Annotated in this window: 22 protein-coding genes; 15 read left to right on the top strand and 7 right to left on the bottom strand. The window is 68.8% G+C overall.

The window, feature by feature from the left end; translation table 11 throughout:
• The first annotated feature begins 53 nt into the window (after positions 1-53).
• Positions 54-848, top strand: coding sequence for an inositol monophosphatase family protein (locus tag DKM19_RS33080; RefSeq protein WP_369986533.1), 795 nt, complete (start codon positions 54-56; stop codon positions 846-848).
• 68 nt (positions 849-916) lie between these two features.
• On the opposite strand, the gene DKM19_RS51085 is transcribed toward DKM19_RS33080, so the two are convergent.
• Entirely contained in the window at positions 917-1081 is a 165-nt protein-coding gene (locus tag DKM19_RS51085) for a hypothetical protein (protein ID WP_179281925.1), read from the bottom strand.
• Between the two features lie 217 nt (positions 1082-1298).
• Here DKM19_RS51085 and DKM19_RS33075 point away from each other — a divergent pair, with 217 nt between their 5' ends.
• From DKM19_RS33075 to DKM19_RS33055, 5 genes are all read left to right on the top strand, one after another.
• A complete protein-coding gene (locus tag DKM19_RS33075; protein WP_110701156.1) occupies positions 1299-1952 on the top strand; it encodes a response regulator transcription factor in 654 nt (217 codons plus the stop codon).
• Positions 1953-2017: 65 nt separating this feature from the next.
• Positions 2018-3319 (top strand): cell wall metabolism sensor histidine kinase WalK, encoded by a 1302-nt coding sequence (locus DKM19_RS33070; RefSeq protein ID WP_110701154.1) that lies wholly within the window; start codon positions 2018-2020, stop codon positions 3317-3319.
• 273 nt (positions 3320-3592) lie between these two features.
• Positions 3593-3892: a DUF4193 domain-containing protein gene (locus tag DKM19_RS33065; RefSeq protein ID WP_089206330.1), complete on the top strand. Its 300-nt coding sequence runs from the start codon at positions 3593-3595 to the stop codon at positions 3890-3892.
• Positions 3893-3973: 81 nt separating this feature from the next.
• Positions 3974-4780, top strand: coding sequence for a hypothetical protein (locus DKM19_RS33060; protein ID WP_110701152.1), 807 nt, complete (start codon positions 3974-3976; stop codon positions 4778-4780).
• A 53-nt stretch (positions 4781-4833) separates the two neighbouring features.
• On the top strand, positions 4834-6207 hold the full coding sequence (locus DKM19_RS33055; RefSeq protein ID WP_110701150.1) for a trehalose-6-phosphate synthase: 1374 nt from the start codon (positions 4834-4836) through the stop codon (positions 6205-6207).
• A gap of 39 nt (positions 6208-6246) precedes the next feature.
• Here the strand turns inward: DKM19_RS33055 and DKM19_RS33050 are convergent, their stop codons facing one another.
• Positions 6247-6543, bottom strand: a complete 297-nt coding sequence (locus DKM19_RS33050) for a DUF4235 domain-containing protein (protein WP_110701148.1) — start codon at positions 6541-6543, stop codon at positions 6247-6249.
• Between the two features lie 80 nt (positions 6544-6623).
• Between DKM19_RS33050 and valS the strand changes: the two genes are divergently transcribed.
• The 7 genes from valS to DKM19_RS33015 all read left to right on the top strand — a co-directional run bounded on the left by valS (position 6624) and on the right by DKM19_RS33015 (position 13510).
• Entirely contained in the window at positions 6624-9164 is a 2541-nt protein-coding gene (valS, locus tag DKM19_RS33045; protein WP_110701146.1) for a valine--tRNA ligase, read from the top strand.
• 416 nt (positions 9165-9580) lie between these two features.
• On the top strand, positions 9581-10780 hold the full coding sequence (locus tag DKM19_RS33040; RefSeq protein WP_110701144.1) for an AI-2E family transporter: 1200 nt from the start codon (positions 9581-9583) through the stop codon (positions 10778-10780).
• A 144-nt stretch (positions 10781-10924) separates the two neighbouring features.
• Complete coding sequence (locus DKM19_RS33035; RefSeq protein ID WP_204358351.1) at positions 10925-11098, top strand: hypothetical protein; 174 nt, start codon at positions 10925-10927, stop codon at positions 11096-11098.
• On the top strand, positions 11095-11538 hold the full coding sequence (gene dut, locus DKM19_RS33030; RefSeq protein ID WP_110701142.1) for a dUTP diphosphatase: 444 nt from the start codon (positions 11095-11097) through the stop codon (positions 11536-11538). The genes DKM19_RS33035 and dut overlap by 4 nt, the downstream gene beginning before the upstream one ends.
• Before the next feature lie 139 nt (positions 11539-11677).
• Positions 11678-12373 carry a DUF3710 domain-containing protein gene (locus DKM19_RS33025; protein WP_110701140.1) on the top strand — a complete coding sequence of 232 codons (696 nt, stop codon included), beginning with the start codon at positions 11678-11680 and terminating at the stop codon, positions 12371-12373.
• 48 nt (positions 12374-12421) lie between these two features.
• Positions 12422-12814, top strand: coding sequence for an OB-fold nucleic acid binding domain-containing protein (locus DKM19_RS33020; RefSeq protein WP_110701138.1), 393 nt, complete (start codon positions 12422-12424; stop codon positions 12812-12814).
• 33 nt (positions 12815-12847) lie between these two features.
• Positions 12848-13510 (top strand): DUF3159 domain-containing protein, encoded by a 663-nt coding sequence (locus DKM19_RS33015; protein ID WP_110706164.1) that lies wholly within the window; start codon positions 12848-12850, stop codon positions 13508-13510.
• Between the two features lie 88 nt (positions 13511-13598).
• Here DKM19_RS33015 and DKM19_RS33010 read toward each other — a convergent pair whose 3' ends face one another.
• Together DKM19_RS33010 and DKM19_RS33005 are read right to left on the bottom strand one after the other, a co-directional pair.
• Positions 13599-14270, bottom strand: coding sequence for a TrkA family potassium uptake protein (locus DKM19_RS33010; protein ID WP_089206339.1), 672 nt, complete (start codon positions 14268-14270; stop codon positions 13599-13601).
• On the bottom strand, positions 14270-14935 hold the full coding sequence (locus tag DKM19_RS33005; RefSeq protein ID WP_110701136.1) for a TrkA family potassium uptake protein: 666 nt from the start codon (positions 14933-14935) through the stop codon (positions 14270-14272). The genes DKM19_RS33010 and DKM19_RS33005 overlap by 1 nt, the downstream gene beginning before the upstream one ends.
• A 115-nt stretch (positions 14936-15050) precedes the next feature.
• Between DKM19_RS33005 and DKM19_RS33000 the strand changes: the two genes are divergently transcribed.
• Entirely contained in the window at positions 15051-17093 is a 2043-nt protein-coding gene (locus tag DKM19_RS33000; RefSeq protein ID WP_110701134.1) for an APC family permease, read from the top strand.
• Positions 17094-17167: 74 nt separating this feature from the next.
• A complete protein-coding gene (locus DKM19_RS32995; RefSeq protein ID WP_239513707.1) occupies positions 17168-18490 on the top strand; it encodes a class I SAM-dependent RNA methyltransferase in 1323 nt (440 codons plus the stop codon).
• Positions 18491-18689: 199 nt separating this feature from the next.
• On the opposite strand, the gene DKM19_RS32990 is transcribed toward DKM19_RS32995, so the two are convergent.
• The 3 genes from DKM19_RS32990 to DKM19_RS32980 form a co-directional block, all read right to left on the bottom strand.
• Positions 18690-18983, bottom strand: a complete 294-nt coding sequence (locus tag DKM19_RS32990) for a hypothetical protein (protein ID WP_110701133.1) — start codon at positions 18981-18983, stop codon at positions 18690-18692.
• A gap of 4 nt (positions 18984-18987) precedes the next feature.
• A complete protein-coding gene (locus DKM19_RS32985; RefSeq protein WP_110701131.1) occupies positions 18988-19785 on the bottom strand; it encodes a Clp protease N-terminal domain-containing protein in 798 nt (265 codons plus the stop codon).
• 255 nt (positions 19786-20040) lie between these two features.
• The gene (locus DKM19_RS32980; protein WP_162641957.1) at positions 20041-21123 is read right to left on the bottom strand and encodes a hypothetical protein; all 1083 of its coding nucleotides are present in this window, start codon (positions 21121-21123) and stop codon (positions 20041-20043) included.
• Positions 21124-21143: the final 20 nt, after the last annotated feature.

Here is a 21143-nt window from a genome sequence, read left to right as displayed (position 1 = left end):
ACGTCCACGCGGGATGAGCGGTTCGTGCGGCGAGTGGGGAACGGGGAGTCATCGTGGACGGTGGGGTGACCTTCGGCCGGCTGGCCGAGGAGATCGCGCGGGAGGCCGGGGAGATGCTCCTGGCCAAACGCCCGGCCCGGCCCGAGGTGCTGGTCACCAAGTCCAGTCCCACCGACATCGTGACCGCGCTTGACCAGGCGTCGGAGGAGCTGATCCGCGCCAGGATCAAGGCGGCCAGGCCCGATGACGCGATCCTCGGCGAGGAGGGCGGCTCGACCGGCGGCGGCAGGGTCCGCTGGATCGTGGACCCGATCGACGGGACGGTCAACTTCCTGTACGGCGTGCCGGAGTGGGCGGTCAGCATCGCGGTCGAGGTCGACGGCGAGGTGGTCGCGGGTGTGGTCAACGTCGTGCCTCGCGGTGAGATCTTCACCGCGGTCAAGGGCGAGGGCGCGTGGCTGGCGGGAGAGCGGCTGCGCTGCAACACCGGCGTGCCGCTGGACCGGGCCCTGATCGCCACCGGGTTCGGCTACGAGAGCAGGCGGCGCGCGGTGCAGGCGGAGGTGCTCGCCCACGTGCTGCCGCGCGTGCGCGACATCCGCCGGGGCGGCTCGGCGGCCTCGGACCTGTGTTCGGTGGCGGCCGGCCGGGTGGACGGCTACTACGAGCGCGGTCCGCAGTACTGGGACTACGGGGCCGGTGGCCTCATCGCCGCCGAGGCCGGAGCCAGGGTCGGCGGCCTGAACGGCAAGCCGTGCAATCCGGGGCTCACGCTCTGCGCGGCGCCGGGACTGTTCGAGGAGCTGCACGACCTGCTGGTGCCACTGGACCCCGAACGCGACGGCTGAGGCGTGTGAGGACGTCCACGGCATGAAAGAAGCCCCCCAACGATCGGCCGGGGGGCTTCTTTCACGCCTCAGCGCTGGATGAGAACGCCGTTGTCTGTGGCCAGACGGCGGAGATCCTCGATCTCGGCGGTGAAGGTGTCGGCGAGATAGTCATCGCCGGTGGTCCGGGCCTCCTGCAGGTTCTTGTAGGCCTGGTCGAGGCGGTGCTCGATCGTCGTCGTGAACTCGCCCATCTCACCTTCTTTCTCACGGGGGACGGAAGGTTCGCCGGTAGGGGACTGGAACCCGGCTGTTACCCAACAAGTTACACGGGCTAAACATGTGTGTTTTTCACGTCACGCGCAGTGCTTACCGTAGAGGTGGGCTTACCGTCGGCTTACAGGGGATGTGGCGACAATGGAGAGCCGTTCCAACCGCTGTTGACAGATTTCACGGGAGGTGCCAGAGGCCGTGCGAGTGCTTGTGGTTGAAGATGAGCGGGTGCTTGCGGATGCGATCGCGACCGGGCTCCGGCGTGAGGCCATGGCCGTGGACGTCGCCTACGACGGCGCCGGTGCGCTGGAGCGGACCGGTTACATCGACTATGACGTGATCGTCCTGGACCGGGACCTTCCCAAGGTCCACGGGGACGAGGTCTGCCGCCGCCTGGTGGCCGATCGGACCGCGTCCCGGATCCTGATGCTGACCGCGTCGGGTGACGTCGACGACAAGGTGGAGGGGCTGGGGCTGGGCGCCGACGACTACCTGGCCAAGCCCTTTGTGTTCATCGAGCTCGTCGCGCGGGTGCGGGCGCTCGGGCGCCGTTCCGCCCCGGCCCTGCCGCCGGTGCTGGAACGGGCCGGGGTCCGTCTGGACCCGGGCAAGCGGCTGGTCGCCAGGAACGGCGAGGAGATCGCGCTCACCAAGAAGGAGTTCGCGGTCCTGGAGGAGCTGATGCGCGCGGAGGGCGCGGTCGTCAGCCAGGAGGACCTGCTGGACAAGGCGTGGGACGAGAACATCGACCCGTTCACCAACGTGGTGCGCGTCACCATGATGACCTTGAGGAAGAAACTGGGCGATCCTCAGGTGATCGAGACGGTGCCCGGGGTCGGATACAAGCTGTGAGCACGCCGCAGGGCGGGGGAGAGCGGCCTTCGAACAAGCCACTCGGGTCTCTGCCGACCCACCCGATGATCAGCCCGCACTCCGAGCGGGAGGCCTGGAGGAGCGAGCAACCGGTCTCCGGCGGCGGCAACCGGCCCCCGCCGCCGAACGGCCCACCGGCGTGGGACGGCCCGCCTCCGGTGGGCGCCGCCCCCGTACGGCACACGGTGCTGGACCGAGCGCGAATGATCATCGACCGCCTGAGCATCCGATGGCGACTGACCATCACCTACGGGGTGCTGTTCTTCATGGCCGGGGCGCTGCTCATGCTCGTGATCTATTTGATGGTGGGCTGGGCGCTCAATGCGGCATGGCCGGCGTTCCCGCTCGACCTGGACGGGGTGATATCTCCCGATCTCGTGCGCAAGGTTCAGGGGCAGTGGTACTGGCAGCAGCAAGACGCGGTCTCCGGGGCGCAGAGACTACTGCTCACCCGCTCCCTGCTGGCCTTGACGGGCGTCGGCATCCTGGCGATCATCATCGGCTACATCGTCGCCGACCGGGCGCTCAAGCCGATCCAGCAGATGACCGCCACGGCCCGCAAGCTGTCGGGTTCCACGCTCGCCCATGAGCGGATCGACCTCAAGGGGCCCGACGACGAGCTCAAGGAACTGGCCGACACCTTCGATGCCATGCTGACCAGACTCAATGTGGCATTCGACACACAACGAAGATTTGTGGCCAACGCCTCACACGAGCTCCGCACCCCGTTGACGATCAACCGGACGGTCCTGGAGATCGCCCTGGGCGACCCGGAGGCGTCGGGTGACCTGAAGGCGCTGGGCCGTACGCTCCTGGAGGTCAACGCCCGCAACGAGCGCCTCATCGAGGGCCTGCTGCTGCTGGCCCGCAGCGAGCGCGAGCTCAGCGTGCGCAAACCGGTGGACATGAAGGACGTGGCGGAGACCGCCATCGACCAGCTCTCCTCGCGCGCGGAGGAGGCGGGGGTCACGGTGACCACCGAGCTCCAAAGTGCCGAGACCATAGGCGATCCGGTGCTTCTCGAGCGTTGTGTGGCCAACCTCGTGGAGAACGGTATAAAGCACAATCTTCCTGAATCCGGACGTCTGTGGGTCCGTGCGGGAATGGTGGAGGGTGCCCTGGTTGTTCAGGTGGCGAACACGGGGCTACACGTTCCCGCATATGAGGTGAACAGCCTGTTTGAGCCGTTTCGGCGACTCAACGCAGATCGGGTCGACTCGGCCAAGGGGGCGGGTCTCGGGCTGTCCATCGTCCGTGCGGTCGTGCGGGCTCACGGGGGCAACGTGACCGCCATACCCAGGGATGGAGGAGGTCTTGTGATCACCGTGAGACTTCAGTCACGTTGATCCGGCGGGGGGCGTCTCGTTCACGCCGTACATGTGGTTGGATGTGCCGTCGAACACGGTGGTGCATGCCGCCAATGCTGTGGTTTACGCCATATTTGGCTAACCGTGCCCATTGGCAGTGAGTCCCTCACGTGTAGGGAGGTTCAGTGACCATTCCGGCGGGGTACCGAAGCAGGAATCTCTTTGACGGATTGGGCACAAGTTGTGCCTCTCGAACGTTACACACGCGCGAGTTAAGCGCAGACAGATAGATGAGGGGGATGGAGCAAACTGATGGCTACCGATTACGACAGCCCACGCAAGACTGACGATGATCTTAGCGAGGACAGTCTTCAGGAACTGCAGGCGCGCCGGACCGACAAGTCCTCGGGCAGCATTGACATCGACGAGACGGATCTCGCCGAGTCGCTGGAACTGCCGGGCGCGGACTTGTCCAACGAAGAGCTTTCGCTCCGGGTGATCCCTCGTCAGGCCGACGAGTTCACCTGCGCGCGTTGCTTCCTCGTGCACCACCGTAGTCAGCTTGCCGTCGAAAGAAACGGTCAGCAGATCTGCCGGGAGTGCGCGGCCTGACGATGTTCCGATGGCCTGTCCGATGTGTGCCCGCCCATGGACGGGTAGGGCCCCAGGACAGCCTTGAGGAGGTTCCGCGACATGACGTCAGAGAACAAACAGACCGGCGCCGAGCCGGCCGACTCCGCGGCCGAGGAGTCGGTCGGCGCGTCGGAGCAGGAAGTAGCCGAGATCGTCGGCAGGCTCGCCGAGCCTGACGACCTGGATGGCGCCGAGCGGCGACGGCTGCTCGGCCGCCTGACGAAGTCGCTGGCCGTGGGGGCGAAGAACGCCAAGGCCTCCGGTGTGGGCCGGAGCCGTTGGCTGACCGACGTGTTCATGGCCGTGGCGCCCCGCATCCCGATCCGTGATCTGCAGACCCTCTCCGAGCACCACAAGGGCCTCACCTCCGAGGCGCTGGCCGACGACCTCGTGAGCACCGCGACCAAGGCCACCATGACGGTCGGCGCCATCGGCGGAGCCGTCGCGGCGGTCCAGTTCGCCGCCCCGCCGCTCCTGCTCTCCGCCCCCGCACAGCTTGTGGCCGAGACCCTCGTGGTCGCCGCGATCGAGGTCAAGCTCATCGCCGAGCTTCACGAGGTGTACGGCGTCCAGGTGCCCGGCAGCGGCTCCCAGCGGGCCGTGGCCTTCGCGACGGCCTGGTCCAAACAGCGTGGCGTGGATCCCATGTCCCCCGCCTCGGTCACCATCGCGCTGGGCGCCGCGACCAAGACCGCCATGCGCAACCGGTTGATGCGCACTCTTGGGCGGCATATGACCACATTGGGTCCCTTCCTCACGGGAGCCGTGGCCGGTGGGTTTCTCAATCGTTCCGCCACAAGAAAACTCTCCGAGGCCGTCCGGGCCGATCTCAGGGTTCATCGAGCTCTCCCACCCGGAAAGTCATAAAAAGGCCTGAATTGGGTAGTTAGAGTAGTTAAGACGACTACCTGGAGGAATTTGTGCAGGGCCGCAGTTCATTTTTGATCGTCGCCAACCGCCTTCCCGTTGATCGGGTCGGTGAGGATATGTGGCGGCGCAGTCCTGGCGGCCTTGTCACCGCGATCGCCCCTGTCCTACAGGGGCGAGCGGGCGCCTGGATCGGCTGGCACGGCGCTCCCGACGAGCAACTCGAGCCCTTCGAGCACGACGGCATGCAACTCATCCCCGTGCCCCTGTCGGAGTCGGAGGTGGAGCTCTACTACGAGGGCTTCTCCAACGCCACGCTCTGGCCCCTGTATCACGACGTGGTCGCCCCGCCCACGTACTCACGGGTCACATGGGAGGCCTACCGCACGGTCAACGAGCGCTTCGCCCGTGCCGCCGCCGAGGAGGCCGCGGAGAACGCGGTCGTGTGGATTCAGGACTACCAGCTCCAGCTGGTCCCGGCCATGCTGCGCAAGCTCCGCCCCGACCTGCGCATCGGTTTCTTCCTTCACATCCCCTTCCCGCCGGGCGAGCTGTTCTACCAGCTCCCGTGGCGCCGGGAGCTCCTGGAGGGTCTGCTCGGCGCGGACCTGGTGGGGTTCCAGCGCCCGGGCGGGGCGTCCAACTTCATCCGGCTCTGCCGCCGCCTGCTCGGTCTCCAGCACCACAAGCACGAGATCGAGGTGGACGGCCGCATCGTGCGGGCCAGGGCCTTCCCCATCTCGGTCGACTTCGGCGAGCTGGACTCCCTGGTCCGCGAGCCGCACATCATCGAGCGGGCGAAAGAGATCCGCGCGGAGCTGGGCGACCCCGAGTGCATGCTGCTCGGCGTGGACCGGCTCGACTACACCAAGGGCATCGGCCAGCGCCTGAAGGCGTTCGGGGAGCTGCTCACGGAGGGTTCGATCAAGCCGGGTGAGGCGGCGTTCGTGCAGATCGCGACGCCCAGCCGGGAGCGGGTCGAGGAATACATGCGCCTGCGCGACTCGATCGAGCTCCAGGTCGGCCGGATCAACGGTGAGCAGGGAGAGTTCGGCCAGCAGCCGGTGCAGTACATGCACCAGTCGTATGGCCGCGACGAGCTGGCCGCGCTCTATCTCGCGGCGGACGTGATGGTGGTGACGCCGCTGCGCGACGGCATGAACCTGGTCGCCAAGGAGTACATCGCCTGCCGCAACGACCTGCGCGGCGCGCTGGTGCTCAGCGAGTTCGCCGGGGCGGCCGACGAGCTGCGCCAGGCGTTCATGGTCAACCCCTATGACGTGGACGGTCTCAAGCGGGCGATGCTCGCCGCGATGCGGGCCACGCCGCACGATCTGTCCCGCCGGATGCGCTCACTGCGCCGCCGGGTGGCGACCTACGACGTGGACCGCTGGGCGAAGGAGTTTCTCGACGCCCTCGAGTCCTGACCTTCACGGCACGGCGTGCCCCCAGGGGCACGCCCGCCGTCAGGAGACGACATCCTTCGCCGAGTCCTTCAGGCCCTTCCACGCGTCGTAGCGCTTCCTGGCGGTGCGGGCGACCACGATCTGCGCCACCTGCATGCCCACTCCCATCACCACGGCGTAACCGATCGCCTCGCCGAGGCTGATCTCCAGCGACTCGCTGTCGGCCGGTGGTTTCTTGCCCGTCGTCTTCTCCCAGGCGAATCCGATGACCTTCTTGGCGCCCCAAGCCGTCGCGATCCCTATCAGACCACCGATGGCTCTCCACGCCATGTCTTGCTTCTCGGTCTTGCCGGCCATGGGTTCCTCCTCTTTGCGGTCCGCATGAGAACACTAGTCGCCTCGGACGTGACTCCCGGGAAGCCATACCATAGGGAGGCATGACGAAGCAGCGACCGCGCCCTGCGCCCATGCCCGAGAAACCGACTCTCGACGGCCTGGAAGCCGTATGGGTAGCTCGCTGGGAGTCCGAGGGCACCTACCGCTTCGACAGGTCGCGCACGCGAGACGAGATCTACTCGATCGACACCCCGCCGCCGACGGTCTCCGGTTCTCTCCACGTCGGCCACGTCTTCTCCTATACCCACACTGACACGATCGCCCGCTTCCAGCGCATGCGAGGCCGTGAGATCTTCTACCCCATGGGCTGGGACGACAACGGCCTGCCCACCGAGCGCCGGGTGCAGAACCACTTCGGCGTGCGGTGCGACCCCTCCATCGCCTATGACCCCTCGTTCGAGCCGCCGGCCACGCCCGACGCCAGACGGCAGGTGCCGATCTCGCGGAGAAACTTCATCGAGCTGTGCGAGCGGCTCACCGTCGAGGACGAGAAGGCGTTCGAGGAGCTCTGGCGCCGCCTGGGCCTGTCGGTGGACTGGTCACTGACCTACGCCACCATCGGCGACGCCGCGAGGGCCGCCTCCCAGCGCGCGTTCCTGCGCAACCTGGCCCGCGGCGAGGCCTACGTGTCGGAGGCGCCCACACTCTGGGACGTCACCTTCCGCACGGCCGTCGCCCAGGCTGAGCTGGAGGACCGGGAGTGGCCGGGCGCCTTCCACCGGGTCGGCTTCACGCTGTCGCAGGAGCAGCGGGCCAGGGGGTTCGGCGACCGGGTCTGGGTCGAGACGACCCGCCCCGAGCTGATGCCCGCCTGCGTGGCGCTGGTCGCCCACCCCGACGACGAGCGCTACCAGCCTCTGTTCGGCACCACGGTCAGGACGCCCCTGTTCGGCGTCGAGGTGCCGGTGCTGGCCCATCACCTGGCCGAGCCCGACAAGGGGTCGGGCATCGCGATGATCTGCACCTTCGGCGACGTCACCGACGTCATCTGGTGGCGCGAGCTCAACCTGCCCACCCGGGCCGTCATCGGCTGGGACGGCAGGCTGCTCCCCGAGGCCCCCGGAGGCGTCCCGGCGGAGCCGTACGCCGAGCTGGCGGGCAGGACCGTGCACGGCGCCCGGGAGCGGATCGTGGAGCTGCTGCGCGGCTCCGGTGACCTGGAAGGCGAGCCGCGGCCGGTGAGGCGCGCGGTGAAGTTCTACGAGAACGGGGACCGGCCGCTGGAGATCGTCTCAACCCGCCAGTGGCACATCCGCAACGGAGGACGCGACCGCGCCCTCAGGGACGCCCTGCTGAGCAGGGGGGAGGAGATCTCCTGGCACCCGCCCCACATGAAGGTCCGCTACGACAACTGGGTCGAGGGCCTGGCGGGTGACTGGCTGATCTCCCGGCAGCGGTTCTTCGGCGTGCCGATCCCGGTCTGGTATCCGCTGGACGGCGCGGGCGAGCCCGGATACTCCTCGCCGATCCTGCCGGAGGAGTCCACGCTGCCCATGGACCCCTCCAGCGACGTGCCGCCCGGTTACACCGAGGACCAGCGCGGCAAGCCGGGAGGCTTCGCCGCCGACCCGGACGTCATGGACACCTGGGCGACCTCGTCCCTGTCCCCGCAGATCGTGGGCGGCTGGGAGCGGGACGAGGACCTGTTCGAGCGGGTCTATCCGATGGATCTACGTCCCCAGGGGCAGGACATCATCCGCACCTGGCTGTTCGCGACCGTCGTCCGCTCCCACCTGGAGCACGGCGTGCTGCCCTGGAAGCACGCCGCGATCTCCGGATGGATCCTCGATCCGGACCGCAAGAAGATGTCCAAGTCCAAGGGCAACGCCATAACGCCGATGGGCCTGCTGCAGGAGTACGGCTCGGACGCGGTCCGCTACTGGGCCGTCAGCGGGCGCCTGGGCACCGACGCGACCTTCGACACGGGCCAGATCAAGATCGGCCGCCGTCTGGCGATCAAGATCCTGAACGCCTCCAGGTTCGTCCTGAACCTGGGCGAGGACGGCGGCGAGGTCACCGAGCCGATCGACCTGTCGATGCTGGCCCGGCTCTCGGAGGTGGTCGGCGAGGCCACCGAGGCGTTCGAGGCCTATGACCACACCCGGGCGCTGGAGCGGATCGAGCGGTTCTTCTGGGAGTTCTGCGACGACTACCTGGAGCTGGTCAAGACCAGGGCCTACGACGACACGGACGGACCCGCACGCTCGGCTCACGCGGCACTGCGGGAGGCGCTCGGCGTCATGCTCCGCCTTCTCGCCCCGTTCCTGCCGTTCGTCACCGAGGAGGTCTGGTCCTGGTGGCAAGGGGGCTCGGTGCATCGGGAGGCCTGGCCCACGCCGTCGGCGCGCGACGGCGACCCGGAGCTGCTCCCGGCGGTGGCCGCGGTCCTCGGCCGTGTCCGCAAGGCCAAGTCGGACGCCAGGCTCTCGATGCGGGCCGAGGTGACCCGGCTGACCGTCACCGGCGCGCAGGCCGATCTCGTACGGCAGGCACAGGACGATCTGTGCGGTGCGGGCGTCATCGACGAGTTCGTGCTCCGGCCGGGCGAGGGCGAGCTGCTGGTGGCGGTCACCCTCGCCTGACGGGGAGTCGCCGGGTCGGCCGATCGGGCAGACCCGGCGACCGGCGGCCGCCGGTGAGCGCACCCGCCTCCGTGCGGTTCGCTCCTCGCCCGGGCGGCTCCCGGGGGGCGCACGGTTCTCCCCTTCCGGGCACGCGAATCTGTCCTCCGGGGAGGCGGGTCCCGTCGTACGGTCGAGGTACCACAGGTGAGGGAGGACCAGATCATGATCCCAGGGTGCGGTAACTGCAGCTGCTACCTCGAGGACCGGGTGATTTCCCGGCCGCCGCAGGAGCGCTGATCTGCGCCGACCTGGCGCGGTGATCCGAACTGTACGTGGAGAGGCCCGGTCACGTGACCGGGCCTTTCTTTCGTGCCCGACCGTGTCCGGGCGATAACCATGCGCATTCACCGCCGTGGCATGACAGTCTGGAAGACGTGATCTCCGATCGGGAACGTCTGACGCGGCTGGTACCGCGCACGCTGCTCCGCCTGGCGGTGTGGAGCCTGTGTCTGATCATCATTGGCTGGGCCGTCTTCTACTCCGCGCAGTTCATCGCGACCCTTCGCATCGTGGTCCTGCCGGTGGCCATCGCGTTGCTGCTCACCGCGTTGCTGTTTCCGATCACCCGGCGTCTCAAAAGCAGGGGCATGAAGCCCATCTACGCCACGTGGATCACCATGCTGATCGCGTTCACGGTGCTGGGCGGCACCGGCTGGATCATCGGCGTGCGGGCCAACGAGGAGTTCCCCGGGCTGGTCGACCAGGTGAGGGTGACCTCCAAGACCGTCGAGCAGTGGCTCTACACCGGGCCGCTGCACCTGCAGCCGAGCCAGATCACCTCGTGGGTCGACGAGATCGCCAAGCAGATCACCGCGCAGCGCAACCAGATCACCCAGACGGTGCTCACCGGTGCCACGGTGGCGCTGGAGGTGCTGACCGCGCTGGTGCTGCTGCTCTTCGTCACCTTCTTCTTCCTCAAGGACGGCGAGCAGATCTGGTCGTGGTTCCTGAAGGGCTTCGGCTCGGCCGCGCCCCGCGTGGACAGGGCCGGACGGGCCGCCTGGGTGACGCTCTCGCACTACGTGCAGGGCACGGTGGCGGTGGCGGCCGTGCACGGCGTCGTCATGGGCATCGTGCTCGCCGCGATGGGTGTGCCCCTCTGGGCGCCGCTCGCTGTGCTGATCTTCATGGCCAGCTTCATCCCCATCGTCGGCATCATCATCGCCGGCAGCGTCGCCACGCTGGTCACGCTCGGCGCCAAGGGCCCGATCTACGCCCTGGTCTTCCTCGGCATCCTGCTGGTGGAGCAGCAGCTGGAGAATCACGTGCTCCAGCCGCTGATCGTCGGCCGGGCCGTGCGGTTCCACCCACTGGCGATCATCCTGGTGCTGGCCGTGGGCGGCATCCTGGCGGGTATCGCCGGAGCGGTGGTGGCGGTGCCGGTCGCGGCCGTGTTCTACCGGGCCCTGCCCGAACTCAGGAGCGATCCGCCGATCGCCCTGCCCCCTGTCCCGGCGTCGCCTCCGCCACCTCCGCCACCTCCGCTGCCGCCGCCCGCCGAATCCACGGAGTCCGGCGAGTCCGGTGAGCCCGGTGGGCGGATGAATGCGGGATCCTCGCAGCCCAAGGGGTAATCTTCTGCTTCTTGACGTCCTCCCCGCCCTGAACATCCGGTGGCGACCTCTCCGCCAGGAGTGACCCGCCAGAGGGCACGTGCGGGCGCACCCGGTTCTGTCTCGGTTGGTACGATCCTGCATCCGAGTGCCCGGTGCACCGGCATGTCCGGCCGGAGGGCGTACCTTGAGGCTGAGGGCCGAATCGGTTTCCCGGACGGCCCGGTCGCCGTGCGGGCCGTCGCGCTCTTCGCCGAGGTGGGCATGGAGCACTTCGCCGGGCGCGGTGACGCCACAATCATTGTTGACGAGCACCACGAGTACGAGGGGAACCCGTGACCGACACCGTCGAGGTGCTGATCCATCGGATCGACGCCGAGCTGCCGATGCCGTCCTACGCCCATCCCGGCGACGCCGGCGCGGATCTCCACGCCGCCGAGGACGTCGAACTGCTCCCCGGGGAGCGGGTGACGGTGGGCACCGGTGTGATGATCGCCCTGCCCGACGGGTACGCGGCGTTCGTTCACCCGCGTTCGGGTCTGGCCACCAAGCACGGTGTGACCCTCGTGAACGCCCCCGGCACGGTGGACGCCGGCTACCGGGGCGAGATCAGAGTGACGCTGCTCAACACCGACATCAAGGACGCGGTACGGCTGCGCCGGGGGGATCGCATCGCACAGCTTGTGATCCAGAAGGTGGAGAGGGCCGTGTTCTACGAGGTGGACCGGTTGCCCGGATCGGCGCGAGGCGCCGGCGGGTTCGGGTCCACCGGCCGTTGACAGGAAGCAAGCCCGGCGAGGTGGGCGATGTGGCGGATAAGGGTCCGCGGCCGGAACGGCCTTTCGGCCCGGAGATCGGCCGCGGGGCACGCACGACGAGTGGTGAGCGACCAGTGAAACTTCAAGGAGCGTGAGGAAAGTGTTCGGACGTCGCCGTCGCGAGGAGTCCCCGGCCGAGGCCGTGGAGGCTGAGCAGACCGAGCAGGTCGAGCAGGTCGAACGGGCCTCGGTCCGTGAGTCGGGTCCGTGGGACTCGGAGGAGTCGCACTCCGAGCGGGAGCGGGTCGACCTCGGTGGCATGCGGCTGCCGGTCGACCCGGGTTTCGAGGTGCAGCTCAACCTGGCCGGCGAACAGATCGTCGGCGCGGTCGTGATGTTCAACGAGAGCGCCCTCCAGGTGCACGCGTTCGCGGCGCCGAAGCGGAGCGGCATCTGGGACGAGGTCCGGGGCGAGCTCGCCGAGGGCGTGAAGAGCGCCGGAGGCACGGCGGAGGAGCGGGAGGGGCCGTTCGGCGTCGAGCTGTCCGCCCAGGTTCCCGCCGACGGGGGAGCCCCCCAGCCGGTCCGCTACCTCGGTGTCGACGGTCCGCGCTGGTTCCTCCGCGCGGTGATCAGCGGGCGTGCCGCGCTGGACGCGGAGGTCGCCGCGACGCTGGAGGGTGTCATCCGCGACATCGTCGTGGTCCGCGGTGACGAGCCGATGGCGCCCAAGGAGGCGATCGAGCTCAGGCTTCCGCCGGAGGCCAGGAACGCGATGGAGCAGCAGGAGACCGGTGGAGACGTGCCCGATCTCAGCCCTTTCGAGCGTGGCCCGGAGATCGCTGAGATTCGCTGACGTAGGGGATCGCGTACGCTGATTCAACTCGTATGTGAAGGAGCGGTCGTGGGTTCTCAGGAACCGCATAAACAAGGCGGATTTCGAGGCTTTTTCCGGCGGCTGGCGACCAGCCAGGCCGAGCTGGAAGCCAACGAACTCCAGCAGGACCTTGATCGTCATGGTGCCACGCCCATCGTCTCGTGTGGTGGGCGTCGCCGGTTCTGCGTCACCGGGACGCTCCGGACCGTGACCCTGCGGCCTCGCGGGGGTGCGCCGGCCCTCGAGGCGGAGCTCTACGACGGCTCGGACGTGATCGATCTGATCTGGCTGGGCCGTAGGAAAATCGCCGGAATCGAGCCGGGCCGAATGGTACTGGCCGAAGGGCTCGTCAGCATGCAGGATGGGCGCAAGGTGATGTTCAATCCCCGATACGAGCTCCGTCCGGCTGGCGGTGCGTGAGCGATCGACGATCACGGAGCGGTGAGCGAGAAGATGACCACCTCCCACGAGGCCACCGCGCACGACACGGTAGAGGCCGTGATCCGCGGTCAGCTCGTCAAGGCCTTCGGCGGAGTGCGTGGCACCATTGAGGCCGCTGTGCCCACCATCACCTTCACCGGGATGTGGATCGGCACCTCAGACCTGAAAATGTCCCTGATCGTCAGCATCGCGGCCGCGGTGGTGCTGCTGGCGGTGCGGTTGCTGCAGCGTTCTACGCCGCAGTTTGTGATCAACAGCCTCATCGGCATCGGCATCGGCGCGTTCTTCGCCTCCCGCACCGGCGCCGCGCAAGACGTCTTCCTGCCGGGAATCCTCTACAACGCGGCCTACTCCGTGGTCATGCTGCTCTCGATCGTCACCCGGTGGCCGGTGGTGGGCTTCCTGATCGGATCCGTCACCGGTGACCCGACGGCCTGGCGCAAGGATCCGGCCGTGGTGAAGCTGTGCATCAAGCTCACCTGGCTGCTCATGATCCCGTGCGTGGTCCGGGTGGCCGTGCAACTCCCCGTGTACCTGATCGGCAAGGACGAGGCGGTCGCCGAGCTGGGCATTCTCAAGATCGCGATGGGCTGGCCGCTCCAGATCGCGGGCCTCGCCGCGATGGTGTGGCTCCTGACCCGGGGCAGGACCCCGGTCAAGGCCGCCGTCTCCTGAAAGGTGAGGGTCCGGTACGGCGATGCCGTACCGGACCCTCACCTTTCAGCGCAGCCGTTGTATCTGTGGATCCCGCCGTGCCCGGCCGCTAGTGCGGCGTCCGGTGGGGGGACAGAAGCTCGGCCAGCTCCTCCTCGACCTCCTGGCTGGCGACGAACATCAGCTCGTCCCCGGCCTCCAGCGGGTCGTCGGCGGTGGGCACCAGCACCCGGCCCTCGCGGAGGATCGCGACCAGAGCGGTGTCGTTCGGCCACGGGACCGAGCCCGCACGCTGCCCGACGACCGGCGCGTCCTCCGGCAGGGTGAGCTCGACCAGGTTGGCCTGGCCCTGGCGGAAGGTCATCAGGCGGACCAGGTCGCCGACGCTCACCGCCTCCTCGACCAGCGCGCTCAGCAGGCGCGGAGTCGAGACGGCCACGTCGACGCCCCACGACTCGTTGAACAGCCACTCGTTCTTGGGGTGGTTGATCCTGGCGACCACTCGCGGCACGCCGTACTCGGTCTTGGCCAGCAGCGAGACGACGAGGTTGACCTTGTCGTCACCGCTGGCGGCGACGACCACGTGGCAGTCGGCCAGACCGGCCTCGTCCAGCGAGGAGATCTCGCAGGCGTCGGCGAGCAGCCACTCCGCCCGCGGCACGGTGTCGATCTTGATGGCCTTGGGGTCGATGTCGATGAGCAGGACCTCGTGGCCGTTCTCCAGGAGCTCGGCCGCGATCGATCGCCCGACCGCCCCGGCACCCGCGATGGTGATGCGCATCAGTGGTCCTCCTCCGGGGCCCCGGACAGCACCTTGTTGATGCGATCCATGTCACTTCCGACCGCCATGACGTGCAGGACGTCACCCTCCTGCACCACGGAGTCGTTCTTGGGAAGCAGGGTCTCGCCCATCCGGTTGATGAACGCCAGACGGGTGCCTGCGGCCTGTTCCAGGTCCTTGGCCGTGGTGCCGACCCACTCGGGGTGGTAGGCCACCTCGGCCAGCACCACGGCCCCGGTGGGGTCGCGCCACAGCGGCTCGGCGCCCTCGGGAAGGACACGGCGCAGGATCTGGTCGGCGGTCCAGCGGACGGTGGCCACGGTGGGGATGCCCAGCCGCTGGTAGACCTCGGCGCGCCGGGAGTCGTAGATTCTGGCCACCACGTTGTCCACGCCGAACGTCTCGCGGGCGACCCGGGCGGAGATGATGTTCGAGTTGTCGCCGCTGCTCACCGCCACGTAGGCGCCCGCGGACTCGATGCCCGCCTCTTCCAGAACGTCCCTGTCGAAGCCGATCCCGGTCACCCGGCGGCCCCTGAAACCGGCCCGCAGACGGCGAAACGCCTGTGGGTCGCGGTCAATGATCGCAACCGAGTGGCCGCTGTCCTCAAGGATGTGCGCCAGGGTCGAACCCACTCGGCCACACCCCATGATCACGATATGCATGCTCCCCCGCCGGTCGGGTTGAGGCGGATCTTGGTCTGATGTATTTAGTCAGTATGGCCCGCTCTGGGAGTGCCGTGTCAGCGGGGTTAAGTGATGGGGACTAGCATCTGCAGACGTGTCGAAGGTGACGGACCTTGTCAAACGCCTTTTCATTGGGCAGGCGCTGCGCAGTACGCAGTTGCACGAGCAACTACTCCCCAAACGGATTGCACTGCCGGTTTTCGCGAGTGATGCCCTTTCCTCGGTGGCCTATGCCCCGCAGGAGATCCTCGTCATCCTTTCGCTGGCAGGAATTTCGTTCTACAACTTCAGCCCCTGGGTCGCGGCCGCCGTTGTCGTGGTGATGCTCACCGTTGTGGCGTCCTACCGGCAGAACGTGCACGCCTACCCCAGCGGCGGGGGCGACTACGAGGTGGCCACCGTCAACCTGGGCCAGAACGCCGGGCTGACCGTCGCCAGCGCGCTCATGGTCGACTACATCCTCACCGTCGCGGTGTCGGTGGCCAACGGCGTCGACTACGTGGGTGCCACGATTCCCTACGTCGCCGAGCACAAGCCGCTGGTCGCGATCGTCATCGTCATCCTGCTGACGGTGGTGAACCTGCGCGGCATCCGGGAGTCCGGCGCGGCCTTCGCGGTCCCCACCTACGCCTTCATGGCCGCGGTCATCGGCCTGATCCTCTGGGGCGCCTTCCGGCTGCTCGTCCTGGGCCAGGAGCTGCGCGCGCCCACCGCCGGCTATCAGATCGTCGCCGAACAGAGCAACCTCACCGCCTTCGCGGCGTCCTTCCTCATCCTGCGCGCCTTCTCCTCCGGCTGTGCGGCGCTCACCGGCGTCGAGGCGATCAGCAACGGCGTGCCGGCCTTCCGCAAGCCCAAGAGCAAGAACGCCGCGACCACGCTGCTGATGATGGGCCTGGTCTCGGTCACGATGTTCGTCGGCATCATCGCGCTCGGCCTGGCGTCCGGCGTCAAGGTCGCCGACCCCGCCACCGCCAGCCGTGACGTGATCATCAACGGCCTGCCCGCCGGTCCCGACTACTACCAGCAGCCGATCATCGCCCAGATCGCCGACGCCGTCTTCGGCAGCGGATCGGTCTTCTTCTTCGTCATCGCCGCGGTCACCGCGCTGATCCTCTTCCTCGCCGCGAACACCGCCTTCAACGGCTTCCCCGTGCTCGGCTCGATTCTGGCCCAGGACCGCTTCCTGCCCCGGCAGCTGCACACCCGGGGCGACCGGCTGGCCTTCTCCAACGGCATCATCATCCTGGCCGCCGGAGCCTGCCTGCTGCTGTGGGGCTTCAACGCCGATGTCAGCCGCCTGCTCAACCTCTACATCGTCGGCGTCTTCGTGTCGTTCACGCTGAGCCAGATCGGCATGGTCCGGCACTGGACCCGGCTCCTGAAGACCGAGAGCGACTCGAAGGTCCGGCACCAGATGCACCGCTCGCGGACCATCAACTTCTTCGGCGGTGTCATGACCGCGGTGGTGCTGGTGGTCGTGCTGGTCACCAAGTTCACCCACGGGGCGTGGATCGTCTGCGTGGCCATGCCGGTGCTGTTCCTGATGATGAAGGGCATCCACCGCCACTACGAGAACGTGGCCGCCGAACTCGCCGTCGCCGAGGACCTGCAGGTGGACGAGTCGATGCTGCCCGCGCGCAACCACGCCATCGTCCTGGTCTCCAAGATTCACAAGCCGACCCTGCGCGCCCTCGCCTACGCCCGCGCCACCCGGCCGTCCAAGCTGGAGGCGATCACCGTGGGCGTGGAGGGCGAGGACGCCAAGGCGCTTCGCGAGGAGTGGGAGCGGCGCGGGATCCCGGTGCCGCTCAAGATGCTCGACTCGCCCTACCGCGAGATCACCCGGCCGATCCTGGAGTACGTCAAGTCGCTGCGCCGCCGATCGCCCCGCGACGTGGTCAGCGTCTACATCCCCGAGTACGTCGTCGGCCACTGGTGGGAGCACCTCCTGCACAACCAGAGCGCGCTGCGCCTGAAGGGCCGCCTGCTCTTCCAGCCCGGCGTGATGGTCATCAGCGTGCCCTGGCAGCTCCACTCCTCCGACCGTCTCAAGGGCCGCCCCGAGCCCTTCGCCCCCGGCGCCGTCCGCCGCCCCTGGCAAGAGGTGGCCCAGGACGAGGACGCCAAGGCATAACCTTTACATGCACTACCTTCATATGCACTCCTGACCGCATGGAGGCTTGACTGACGAACCTTGGGGGCATGGCCATGGCTGTAGAGCTGACGGTAGGACCGGTTGCACACGGTGGCTGGTGCGTCGCTCGCCATGACGGCCGGGTGGTTTTCGTACGGCACGCGCTTCCCGGTGAGCGCGTCATGGCCGAGATCACGGAAGAGACCACCCGCTTCCTGCGAGCCGACGCCGTCGAGATTCTCGAACCCTCCGCCGACCGGGTGGTCCCGCCGTGCCCGTTCGCGGGACCGGGCCGCTGTGGCGGCTGCGACTGGCAGCACGCCTCCCTCGACGCCCAGCGCCGGTTGAAGGCCGACGTGGTCGCCGAGCAGCTCAAGCGCCTGGCGGGCATCGACTGGAAGGGAACCGTCGAGGAGGTCCCCGGCGCCCCCGACGGCCTCGGCTGGCGTACCCGGGTGCAGTTCGCCGTCAACCGTGACGGGGTCCCGGGCCTGCGCCGGCACCGCTCCCACGACATCGAGCCGATCGACGCCTGTCTGATCGCCCACGCCGAGGTGGAGAACGTCGGCGCCGAGGTCATGAACTGGCGCCACGCCTCCTCGGTCGAGGTCATCGCCTCCTCGGGCGGGGACCAGGCCGTCGTGGTCGCCCCCAAGCCCCGCCGTACGGTGGCCGTGCCCGATCTCGACACGAGCGTGGCCGTCTTCGTCGACGAGGGCAAGGGCCGCAGCCGTGTCGTCCACGGCCGCAACCACCTCACCGAGCGCGTCGGCGAGCGCGACTTCCAGGTGACCGGCAGCGGCTTCTGGCAGGTCCACCCCGGCTCCGCCGCCACGCTGCTCGGCACGGTCCTGGAGTTCGCCGACCCGAAGCCGGGGGAGTGGGCCCTCGACCTCTACTGCGGGGTCGGCCTGTTCGCCGCGGGCCTGGCCGAGGCGGTCGGCCCCGAGGGCGCCGTGTTCGGCGTCGAGTCCGAGTCCGTCTCCGTCCGAGACGCCGAACGCAACCTCCGCGACCTCCCCCAGGCCCGCTTCGCGCGGGGCCGGGTCGAGAACGCCCTCGACCACTTCGACATCGAACGCGCCGACCTGGTCGTCGTCGACCCGCCCCGCGCGGGTCTCGGCCGCGAGGTCGTCAACCGTCTCGTCACCCTGCAGGCCAGCCGGATCGTCTACGTCTCCTGTGACCCGGCCACCCTCGCCCGTGACCTCGCCTGGTTCGGCGAGCAGGGCTACCGCCTCGCCGACCTGCGAGCCTTCGACGGATTCCCGATGACCCACCACGTGGAGTGCGTGGCGCTGCTGATCAATGATCCGGACAGCGTCCCGGCCGAGCCGGTGGGCGCCCCGACCGGCGAGAGCGCGACGGACGACGTTTCGCCGGTCCCCGAGGACTAGCCCTGCGTTTCGCGCGCGACCCCGATCGATCCGGGGCGATCACCCATGGCGTTGGATCAGATCCAGCTGCTGACCCGCAGCGATGCGGCGCGTCCGAAAAAACGGGACCGGCCGGATCACCTCGCACGGGTGATACGACGATCATGAAGACGCCCCGCGACCGGTCCGGTCGCGGGGCGTGGTCGTCGAAGGGGCCGCGTCATCGCCCCGCGGCCGGTGAGGCAGGCCCACGCTCCGTGTGACCGGGTCGAGCGGTGGGGTCGCGGCGCGGATGATCCGTGACCGGATCGAGCGATGGCGGGTCGCGGCGCGGGTGGTCACGAGGGAAGCGCGCGACGGTTCCCGTGCACGGGACGCGCACGATCATGCTCAGGCCCGCACCCACGGTCACGCCCGCGGCCACACCGATGATCGCACCCGAGCCCGTGCCCACGATCACGCCTGCGGTGATGCCCACGACCAGACGCATGACCGTGAATACGACCACGCCCACGGAGTCATGCCTCGTCCGCGAGGCTCAGGTGCTCCTCGAGCCGTTCAAGCCTCCGCAGGATGGGCCGCAGCTCCTCACGGAGGGCCGCTGAGAGAGCGCTCGCCGCGTCGGCGGGGATCGGCACTGGGGTGGAGGCTACGGAGACCTGGGTCTGGGCCCGCAGGTGCACGTAGCCCGCCAGGGCGGCCGAGACCGCGCGGCGGGTCAGCCGCGGCTCGGCGCCCAGTCCCCGGAGGATGTGACCCGCAGCCCCGTCGGGCTCGGCGATCAGACCGAGGAGCAGATGCTCACAGCCGACGTAGTTGTGGCCGAGGGCGGTCGCGTCGGTGACGGTCATCTCCAGAGCCGCGGCCGCGGACGCGCTGAAGGTGAGCTCGGCGTCGCCGCCCGTGGCGGAGGCCGCGGAGGAGCCGGACGTCTCGGGGGTCTCAAGGCTCAGGCGGTCCAGCTGGCGCCGGATCTCCTCGCGCTCGATCTCCAGAACGCCCAGGACCTGGAGGGCCAGGTTGCCGCCCTCGGCCAGCAGGCCGCCCAGCAGGTGCTCGGTGCCGACCTCGGCCGCTCCCAGGGCCCGCGCCTGCTCCACCGCCAGCTTGATCACCGTACGGGCCCGGGCGGTGAAGTGCGTGAACCGTGCGGTCAGGTCGTCGATGTCGGAGCTGTTCAGCGCCGTCTCACGGATGGCGGTGACCCGCCGTACGGCCTGCTCCAGGGCCCGCTGGCAGATGGCCGAGACCGGCACCCCCGCCTTCTTCACCGCCTCGGCCAGCTCGTCGGGCAGGTAGACATTGATCTTCGGCATGGCATCTCCCCTATGGGGTTACTGAAGGGTTATAACCCATTCATAACCCCTGAGGGGGGTGACTGTCCAGTGTGTTGCCTGGTGTGACGCGCCTTTTCTCATCGGAGAGGAGCCGGTCCGGCGCCTGGGTGTGGATTCTGTCGTCGCGTGGAGGGGTGGCAGAAAAACCGAGACGGCCGCTCGTGTCGCCGGAGACACAGACGAGATCATCGGAAGTGTCGGCCGCTGCCGTGGACGATCTTCCGGGCAGAGGCGTCAGCGTGTCGCGCTCGTGAGGAACCGGGCGACGTTCGGGGTGGGGGCGGCGCCCCTGACGGAGAGCCAGGCCAGCTTGTTGCGGCCGGCGAAGGCGATGAGCCTGTGGGCGTTGGCCGGAGTGAGGTCGTGGGAGCTGCTCAGGACGGGGGTGAGCGCGATCCTGCGCCAGGCGACGGGTTCGCCGAGGGATTCCGCGATCTGAGGTTGCGCGGCGCGGACGGCCGAGGCGACGGGGCGCAGGCGGTCTCGGGCGAGCCCGGATTCGGGGCCGACGGCGGCCAGGAGGTTCACGGCGGTGATCTCGGCGCCGGCCTCGCGGGTGGATCGGAGCATGGTCTGATCACTCGGGGCCAGGCCCGTTCCCGTGACCGGGAGGGTGAAGCTCACGGTGAGGGGGCGGCCCTTGGCCGCGGCCTCGCGCTGCAGGGTCGCGATCGCCCTGGCGCGGCGCAGCACGGTCGCGGCGTTGGCCGGGTCCTGGACCTCGAAGTCGATGTAGGTGGCGTCGAAGGTGCCGATCGCCTGCCGGTAGGCGGCGATGAGGCGGTCGAGGTCGGTGCAGGCGGCGGCCAGTTCGCGGCCTACGGGGCCGCCGAAGGCGAGACCGGCGTCGCCGCCGACCGCGCGCAGGCGGTCCAGGCGATCGGCGACGAGATTGCCGCCCTGCTCCTGCGTGCCGCCCCACATGGGGACGCATTCCTTGCGGCCGGTGGTGAGGTGGCCGAGGGTGAACCAGCGGACGTGGTCCTTCCCCGCGGCCTCGGGCAGGGTGAAGAGCGGGTCCTGAACCGTGTTCACGAACGTCACGAAACCCGACGGACGACCGGTGGGGGAGGCGGCGGGGCCCCGCGCGGGTGTCTGCCCGGCGGAAGACCTGGTGACCAGTCCGGAAGCCGTCACCCCGGCCCGCGCGGCCAGGCCGGGCAGGCTCTGGTCACCGCCCGCCTTGGTGGGCAGGAGCCAGATCGCGACGCCGGTTGCCAGGGCGAGCGCCGCCGAGGCGAGCGCGACGAGAGATCGGGGCGGGGTGCCCGGCTCGCGGGCCTGGCGAGCGGCGGGACGACCCGTCACCACCGGCACGTTATCCACCTTCTCGACGA

It is taken from the genome of Streptosporangium sp. 'caverna' (assembly GCF_003203775.1).
In the GTDB taxonomy this organism is placed as follows: Bacteria; Actinomycetota; Actinomycetes; order Streptosporangiales; family Streptosporangiaceae; genus Streptosporangium; species Streptosporangium subroseum.
This window is presented reverse-complemented; position numbering and strand designations above follow the sequence as displayed.